General features: G+C 72.4%; 6 protein-coding genes. 2 read left to right on the forward strand and 4 right to left on the reverse strand.

The window, feature by feature from the left end; genetic code table 11:
• Positions 1-830: 830 nt before the first annotated feature.
• From ACZ4MF_RS20185 to ACZ4MF_RS20200, 4 genes are all read right to left on the reverse strand, one after another.
• On the reverse strand, positions 831-2141 hold the full coding sequence (locus tag ACZ4MF_RS20185; protein WP_467493328.1) for a lanthionine synthetase C family protein: 1311 nt from the start codon (positions 2139-2141) through the stop codon (positions 831-833).
• A complete protein-coding gene (locus ACZ4MF_RS20190) occupies positions 2138-5338 on the reverse strand; it encodes a lantibiotic dehydratase (RefSeq protein ID WP_467493329.1) in 3201 nt (1066 codons plus the stop codon). The genes ACZ4MF_RS20185 and ACZ4MF_RS20190 overlap by 4 nt, the downstream gene beginning before the upstream one ends.
• Before the next feature lie 140 nt (positions 5339-5478).
• A complete protein-coding gene (locus ACZ4MF_RS20195) occupies positions 5479-5652 on the reverse strand; it encodes an FDLD family class I lanthipeptide (RefSeq protein ID WP_467493330.1) in 174 nt (57 codons plus the stop codon).
• Positions 5653-5937: 285 nt separating this feature from the next.
• Positions 5938-6558 carry an HAD family hydrolase gene (locus tag ACZ4MF_RS20200; protein WP_467493331.1) on the reverse strand — a complete coding sequence of 207 codons (621 nt, stop codon included), beginning with the start codon at positions 6556-6558 and terminating at the stop codon, positions 5938-5940.
• A gap of 315 nt (positions 6559-6873) precedes the next feature.
• Here ACZ4MF_RS20200 and ACZ4MF_RS20205 point away from each other — a divergent pair, with 315 nt between their 5' ends.
• Positions 6874-7482 carry a nucleosidase gene (locus ACZ4MF_RS20205; protein WP_467493332.1) on the forward strand — a complete coding sequence of 203 codons (609 nt, stop codon included), beginning with the start codon at positions 6874-6876 and terminating at the stop codon, positions 7480-7482.
• 84 nt (positions 7483-7566) lie between these two features.
• On the forward strand, positions 7567-8033 hold a 467-nt coding region (locus ACZ4MF_RS20210; protein ID WP_467493333.1), incomplete at its 3' end, for an S-adenosylmethionine synthetase N-terminal domain-containing protein.

Raw genomic sequence — 8033 nt, forward strand, 5'->3', positions numbered from 1 at the left:
GACGGCGTCCGGCAGCCACCCGTCGGCACTCGGCAGCCGTGGGAGCCGGCGGACCGGGAGCAGGCCGCCGTCGACGGCGTGGCCGGCCCCGAGCCACGCACCGACCGGCCTGCCCCCGGCCTCCCCCCTTGGACGAGATCAAACCGTGGGCGTGGCTGGCCTCGGCCCATGAGTGCAACGAGGCCGGGCGTCCGGGCCGGTTGCCGGACGCAGGCTGACCAACCCGGTGCCGTTTCCCGCCCACGGCGCTCGCATGCGCGAGCGCGTCTCACAGGGCGGCCGAAGAGACGCTTCCGCCAGGCAGGTGGGGCTGCTGCCGGGCCGTGGGGGCGGCGGGCCAGGGAGCGCTGGGCAAGACTCGCGCCAGCTCGTGGCGTATGCGGTCGGCTTCACCACGAGCCTGAGCCGGCACGTCACCGCGCTCGGCGACAAGGCGATTGAAGATCGGGGTTTCCTGGAACACGCTGGGATCCGCCTTCTGAGGTGGGTGCGGCACGGCAACCGCCGAGCCGCGAATCGATCATGTGACGGATCGAGTATCCAGGGCCGCGAGCAGGGGCAGTCACCACCCGTACGAGGGAGACGGCACCGATGCCGGGCTCTGTGCTCTTGATCACGCCAACTCAACGGTCGGCCGACTCGGTCAGCGCCCAGGTACTGGTGGTGAGCAGCACCGTCGTGGTGCAGCGGGCCGTTCCGTGACGCGTTCCCCCCGGGCGAGGGGTGGCGGGTACTCCGGCACACGCGGGCAGTACGCGGCGGAGAGCGCGCAGGAGTGGGCCGACGCCCCGCGGAAGCTCTCGTTGAACCGGATCTCCTCCGCCGGGCAGTCAAGCCAGGAGCAGGGCGGCGTCCCAGGGGAGGTCGTCGCCGTCAGATGCGGGCGGCCGGGTGATCCGGTCGTGCAGGGCGAGGGCGACTCCGGCCGCGCCTTCGAGGTATGTCGGGGAGTCGAGTGGTTCCGGTCGGTGCGGAGGCGCGGGGACGGTGGGGAAGCCGTAGGCCGACGCGGGGTCGAAGCGGGCACACAGCCGCTCGGCGAGTTCGTCGGCTCGCGCGGACAGCGAGGCGTCGTCCAGATCGTCGGCCATGCGTCCGGCGGTCTGCATCAGTCCGGCAAGGCCGTGGCACAGGCCCGCGTCCTCAAGCCCGCGCAGCCGGTCGGGGTGGCAGAAGAGCGCCCTCATCGCGCGGGCCGCGTGGTCCAGCCACTCGTCCTCTCCCAGTGCCGTACCGGCGAGTTGGAGTGCACGGGCGATGCCCGGCGTGCCGTAGCACCAGCTCGGGCGTCTGCGCTCCACGGTGGGCCTGGCGGGGGCGAGTTCCTGATCAGCGGTGACCGTGCCGGGCCACCACGGCCCCGCGTCCGCGTCCTGTCGGTCCCCTTGGCGCCAGCTCATCAGCCAGGAGGCGATGCGGCGGACGGCGGTGTCCTGGCCGGGGACGCGCAGTCCGCGCGTCCAGCACAGGGACAGCAGCGCGAGCGGCCCCGCCGCGCCGTGTGCCAGGCCCAGGTCGAGTACGCACTCCCGCCCGCGCTCGTCCGCCGGGAAGGGCCACGGGGGGCTGGACCAGCCGGGCAGCGGTCCGGCCTCTGTCCCGACCGGCTCGGTGAGGGCGACGAGGTAGCGCAGCACGTTCCGGACGGCATCGGTGTCGGCCGTGGCGGCGGGCTCGGCGAGGAAGTACCGGCCGAGGCCGGTCACGCCGGAGATGACGTCGAAGTGCGCCCGGGCGGCGCCGGGGGTGCCCGACTCGATACGGGCGTGCTCCGTTTCGAGGATTCTCACGAGGCCTTCGCGCAGGGCCGTGTCGATGCGGGCCCGCAGGGTGGCGTACTCCCGGGGCGAGCGGGTGGCGTGCTTCGCGGCGAAGCCGAGACCGCCCAGTCCGGAGAGGATCCCGATCCCGCCGGCGCGGCCGGCCGCTTCGGCCTCAGCCGCCAGCAGAGCATGGGCAGTTGGGCGCAGGCTCGCGTCGCTCCTGCTCACCTCGCCGAACAGCAGCGCCGCCCCCGAGGGGCCGCCTGCGAGCCCGGAGGTGGTGAAGAGCCGCGGGTCGGTGAGGCCGTCGCGAGCGCGGGCCAGGATCTCGGCCACCACCGCCTCGGCGTCCCACCGCTTCGGTGCGGTAGCCGTCATCGCAGGTGCTTCCTGCGTCCGTGTTCGGCCTGGGCGATGCCGCGCGCCACGGCGAGCGAGCGGTTCTCCGAGGTGCGGGAGGTGCCGACGAGCCGGTTGTGGTGCATGTGGAACACGCTTGCCAGCACCGATGGTTCGCGGGCGACGGAGGCGTACACGCGCATGGCCGCCGCCCTGGCGGCGCAGGCGGCCAGCACCGCCTCGGCCTTACCGTCCGGGAACGCGGCCCTGATCCCGCCGTCGTCCAACAGGCGCAGCGCCGCCGCACGGTGATCGCGGAAGTAGGCGTGGTTCTCCTCGTCGCGCGGACGCGTGAGGTGCCAGTCGGGCCACTGGTCGCCGTGCACCTGACGGGAGAGGTCGAGGTAGTTGGCCGCGGCGAGCACCGCCGGCTCGACGGTCACGGCGTCCGTCGCCCGCAGCCGCAGCTGTTCCAGGACGGCGGCGCTGTCGTGGTGGAAGACCTCCTCGGCGGCTTCGAGGGCCTCGTGGCCGCCGTAGCGATGGGCTTCGGGCTCGTAGCCGTCGAGGACGAACGCCCCGGCCAGACGCATGCCGCGAAGCTGCTCGACCCAGTCCAGGACGCCCGGTGTCAGCTCGCCGTGGAGCGTGTCGGGGTCGCCGTGGAAGCGCAGGCGCAGGTGCGCGCCGGTGGGGTCGTCGTAGCGGATGAAGAACCAGCGGTCGACTCCGGGCGGCAGGGCCGCCAGCAACCGGGGCAGTTGCTCGGTGAGGATCTCGTTGTGGCGGGCCGCGGAGGCGTAGAGCCGGCCGTAGAGCCATGCGCGGCTGTGGCGCGGGGCGGGCGGGGCGACCGGGCTGAAGCGCGGCGTCCGAGGCCCGGCGGCAGGGGGTCGAGGGCCGGCGGACGGCTGTGCGGACGTAGGTGACGGCGGGGTGGCAGGGGACGGGACTGGGAGGAGGGGGAGCACCAGTTCGCTGGTGAAGGCGCCCGCGTCGGTCGCCAGCCAGCCATCGCCCGCGCCCGCGTCCTCAGGGGTCTCGTACGCCGCCGCCGGCGCGCCCCGGCCCAGCTCGCGGCGTAGCAGCATCCGGTGCAGCGGTGCCGTCAGGTCCAGCTCCGTCCGGCGGTCGGTGCTGCCGACGACCACCCGGTCGGGGACGTTCCACCGGGCGCGCCAGGCGTCCAGGCGACGTTCCCATTCCTCGTCCGAGAGGGAGGAGTCGGCCAGGTCCGTGGCCGACAGCTGCCAGCGGGCGGGGGCGAGGACCGACCTGCCGTAGCGGACGCGCGGCAGGCAGGGAAGCCTGCCGAGCTCGCCCCACGACCACAGGCCCTGCACCGCGGTGCCCATCTTCGGCACCTCGCGCAGCAGCCGGACCGCGGCGGGGGCGAGGTGCGGGTTGAGCATGGTGGGGAACTGGGGCACGATCTCCTGTCCGGTCGACGCGTCCACCACGTACAGCCGGTCCAGGTCGGCGGCGAGCGCGAGGTCGCGCATTCCGCGCACCGCACCCGAGGAGCGGTCGGCGAAGCGACCGACGGCGACGCGCTCGCTCCAGAACGACGGCACACGGACGACGTTGGTGCTGCGGCCTCCCCGGGGCGTGAAGTCCAGTTGTGCCAGGCACGCACCGTCCCTGGCCTCATCGGTGGCGGCGCGGCGGACCAGTCCGCCCAGCGCGTCGACGTCGTCGAGGAGATAGGCGAACCTGCCGAAGAGGTCACCGAGTGACAGCGACGCCGTCGTCGGAGAGATCACCAACGTGAAGTCACCTTCTTCGACGGCCTGTTGGGAAGGGGCGGTCAGATGCAGGCACAGATCCAGTGCGGCCGCGGGCGGTGTCCGCGAGCCGGCCAGCCGGTCGAGCACCGCGTCGTCGAGCACCACTTCGCGGGCACCGGAAGCGACCGCGCCGAGGGCGAGCTCCGCCAGGAGCGCGTCCCTGGCCCGGCCCCGCTCACTCGCTTCCCCGCGTGCCGGTTCACGCCGCTCGCTGCGTGGATGGTCGTACCCGGCAGGCGGGCCGAGCCCTGTGTGCGGATCGAGCACGTCGCTCAGCGGCACGGCCCGGCCGGTGCCGTAACGCTCGATGAAAGCGTCCCGGTACTCCCGCAGTTCGGCCCACCGCCCCGCGGCGTCGGGGCCGGCGAGACGCAGCGCGGCGGCCGCCCGTTCCGCCTCCCTGAGCACTTCCCGGGGCAGGGTGACCTCGGCGTCCAGCCGGGTGTCGACCTGGATCGACCGGTCGCCGGTGCGCAGCGCGCCCATGGTGTCGAGGGCCGTCCGCCAGTGCCCGAGCCCGGCGCCGGCGTGTTGTGCGCCGTACTGCTCCAACAGGGCACCGATGGAGGCGAGTCGGCCGGCCTCGTCGGCTCGGCCCGCGGCGTTGAGGGCGTCGATCGCGTACCGCAGTGGATCGGTCTCGCTGAGCGGCGGGCGCAGCTCCGTGAGGAGGAATCCCTGCCGGACGAGCCCGAGGACCAGCCCCTCCTTGGCGGACGCGGGGACCCCGGGGTACGCGTCGTCAAGGTGTCTCAGCAACTCCCCGGCGAGTACGGGGCGATGGGCCATGGCGAGAACGGTCCTCACCGGCGCCGTGTGGCGCACGGAGACCTCCTGGACGCCGTGGCCCTCGTGCTGCCGTTCCGAGGTGTCCTGCCCTGCGGAGTCCTGCCCTGCGGAGTCCGTGGGATCCTCGACGGCGTCGGTGAAGGGGAGCACCCAGCGCTGACCTCGTGCGAACCCGAGGTCGTTGGTGACGACACGCAGCCCACGGAGCACGCCCATGTCGCCCTCCCATGTGGCGAGGACACCGAGCAGCCAACCGCCGTCCGGGCGTACCGCCTTGCGGTGACGGGTGCCCATGCGGACCTGGCAGCCGTCGCCGAAGGAGACGGGGGCGACACCCGCGAGAAGTCCGAAGGGGGTGGCGCGGCTGGCGGCCCGCAGCACGTAGCGGGTGGCCGAGAGAGTGAGCTTGCGCAGGGCGTTGGGCCTCATCGGCGCGCCGCCGCGCAGCGTTTCGACGGCCCGGTGAAGCGAGGGGCTGGAGACGGCGAGCGCCTCCTCGACCCGTGCGTCGGAGGTGAGCGCGTCGAGGTACCGGGCGACCTGGTCGCGGTCCCGTGGATCGATCGCGGCGCGGGACTCGGCGGCGGCCGTCCGGGGAAGCAGGGGGACGCGGAGCATCCCGAGGGGCTCCGCTCGGAAGGGCACGTTCTCGCCGGGCATGTTCTCGCCTCTCCTGTTCGCGTCCTGTTCGCTTCCTTGTTCTCGCCGGGCACCGCACATGTGCCCCGCCTGTGGGCACATGTCCGCCTGTCGGCCCCGGGGGTCCGGGCATCAGCCCGAACTCCCGCGGCCTCAGCTGATCAGGAGCAGGTCGGGGTGAGGCAGCCGATCTCGGACGGGCAGAACACGAGGGTGGCGGTGGGGGTGACCGAGAGGGCACCCTCGATCGACGCCGACTCGTCCAGCTCCACTCGCACGTCCAGATCGAACTCCGACAGCTCCGCCGGCGCCTCGGACGGCATGGCAACGGACATGGTTCTCTCCTTCGGCAGAAACACGCGATGGCAACCGGGCACCCGGACTTGAGCACCCGTCAGTCACATACACGGTGAGAGACAGGTCGCCGGTGCCGTGCGAGACCGAGGCCTAGTGGCCACCACAGACATGCCCGCCATGAGGCAACCGTTCGAACCGGCCGCGCGTCCCCGCCAGGTTTGCTTCGCGCATGCGAACGTGAAGGCGGCGCCATGGACGACGGCAGCTCGTTCAGCACGCCGAACCGACGCGGAGATGCGCCGTCCGCCAGACCCTGCCGACGCTCAGACCCTGCTGACGGTCAGACGCTCCAGCGCGGGGATCACGGCACGCAGGTCCTCGGCCTCGACGTACGTCGTCGCGCGTGCGCGCACGTCGGGCGGGGCGTTGAAGGCGATGCCCAGGCCGACGGTGTCGAAGAGCAGGCCGTCGGTCGGGCAGGCGCCCACCGCGGCGCAGTCCGTGGGGGCGACGCCGAGATCGCCGGCCCGGCGCCGGACGAACTCGATCTGGTCCGCGGGCGTGACCGGGGCTCCGGCCTGGCCGGTGAACCGGCCGTTCATCGCGTCCAGGAAGCGGCCCGAGTACGAGTGGAAACCGAACCGCTCCGCGAGATGAGCGCCGATCGGGGTCCAGGTGAGGCTGGAGACGATCGGCACCAGACCGTTGTTCCAGCACCACTGCGTGGTCTCCGCGACGCCGGGCACCACAGGCAGGCCCGCGAGCTGGGTGTGCAGGGCCTTCTCCGGGATACCCGTCCAGCGTTCCGCGTCCGCCTGCCCTGTTTCGTGCACGCCCGAGGCCCCGCTCAGTCCGAGGCGTTCCTCGACGAGGCGGGACAGGCTTCTTCCCGGGACCAGAACGCAGTCCACGGAGAAGAACACGGCGGCGTTTTGAGCAAACATAAGCTGTGCGAGTATGCCACCGCCTGCGGCCCCGCAGTAGACATATTCGCGATCGCTCCTTCCGGGATCTCGTGGGGGTGCACGCTTTAGGGATCTCCTGGTCCGATCGAGGCAAACATGGGAACGGCCGTGATCTCACGGTCCGCCGCCGCCTCGCTTCACGGGAGCACCGTGTCCACCAATTACATGCCCTTTGCTGCCGGTTTGTCACCGGCGCCGCTGGACTTCGCCGGAGCCGCGCCGGCCACGCCGCCGGCCGTCCAGAACGCCTGACACCGGTCCCGCCACCACGGCCCCACCCGAACAGGAAATCCCGTGCAGCTCTCACTCCTGCCCGAAGCCTCCTTCACCGCTCGCCTCCGCGGCGCCGTACGCCCCGACCGTCCGTTGATCGTGGTGGCGGCAGAAGCCGAGGCGGCGTGTTTCGACGACGCCTTTCCCGTACTGGTCACAGGAATGGGAAAGGTACGGGCCGCCGTGGAGCTGACGCTGGCGCTGTCGTCGGCCCGGCCGCGGGAGATCGTCAACGTCGGTACGGCCGGCTCGCTCCGGGACGTGCCGTGCGGGGTCGTGGAGGTGAGCCGGGTCATTCAGCACGACCTGCCGGACGAGGTGCTCCACCGGCTCAGCGGGGTCCACTACAGCCGTCCGCTGACCGTACGGCCCGAGCCCGGCCCCACCCTGGCCACCGGTGACGCCTTCGTCGCCGACGGTCGCACCCGCGCGCTGCTGGCCGAGCGGGCCGATCTGGTCGACATGGAGGGCTACGCGATCGCCGCCGTGGCCGAACGGTTCGGCGTGCCGGTGCGGATCGTGAAGTACGTGAGCGACCAGGCCGACGAGTCCGCCGAGCGGGAGTGGCCCGAGGCGGCAGCGGTGGCCTCCGGCGTGTTGGCCGACTGGATGCGTCGGCACCTGCTCTGAACGGCCGTGCCGGCAGGCACGGCAACCCGAACCGTCCGTCCGTGCGGTGTCCCGTCCGGGGCACCGCCGTATCTCTGGAGAGTCATGCCTCGTCGCCTGTTCACCTCGGAGTCCGTGACCGAGGGCCACCCCGACAAGATCGCTGACCAGATCAGCGACACCATTCTCGACGCGCTTCTGCGCGAGGACCCGACCTCCCGGGTCGCCGTCGAGACGCTGATCACCACCGGCCTGGTGCACGTGGCCGGCGAGGTCACGACCAAGGCGTACGCGGACATCGCGACCCTGGTCCGCGACAAGATCCTGGAGATCGGCTACGACTCCTCCGAGAAGGGCTTCGACGGCGCCTCCTGCGGCGTGTCGGTGTCCATCGGCGCGCAGTCCCCGGACATCGCGCAGGGCGTCGACACGGCGTACGAGAAGCGGGTCGAGGGGGCCGCCGCAGGTGACCGGGGTGACGAGCTGGACAGGCAGGGCGCGGGCGACCAGGGCCTGATGTTCGGCTACGCGTCCGACGAGACGCCGACGCTGATGCCGCTGCCGGTCTTCCT

Source organism: Streptomyces sp. NPDC025793 (assembly GCF_055558375.1).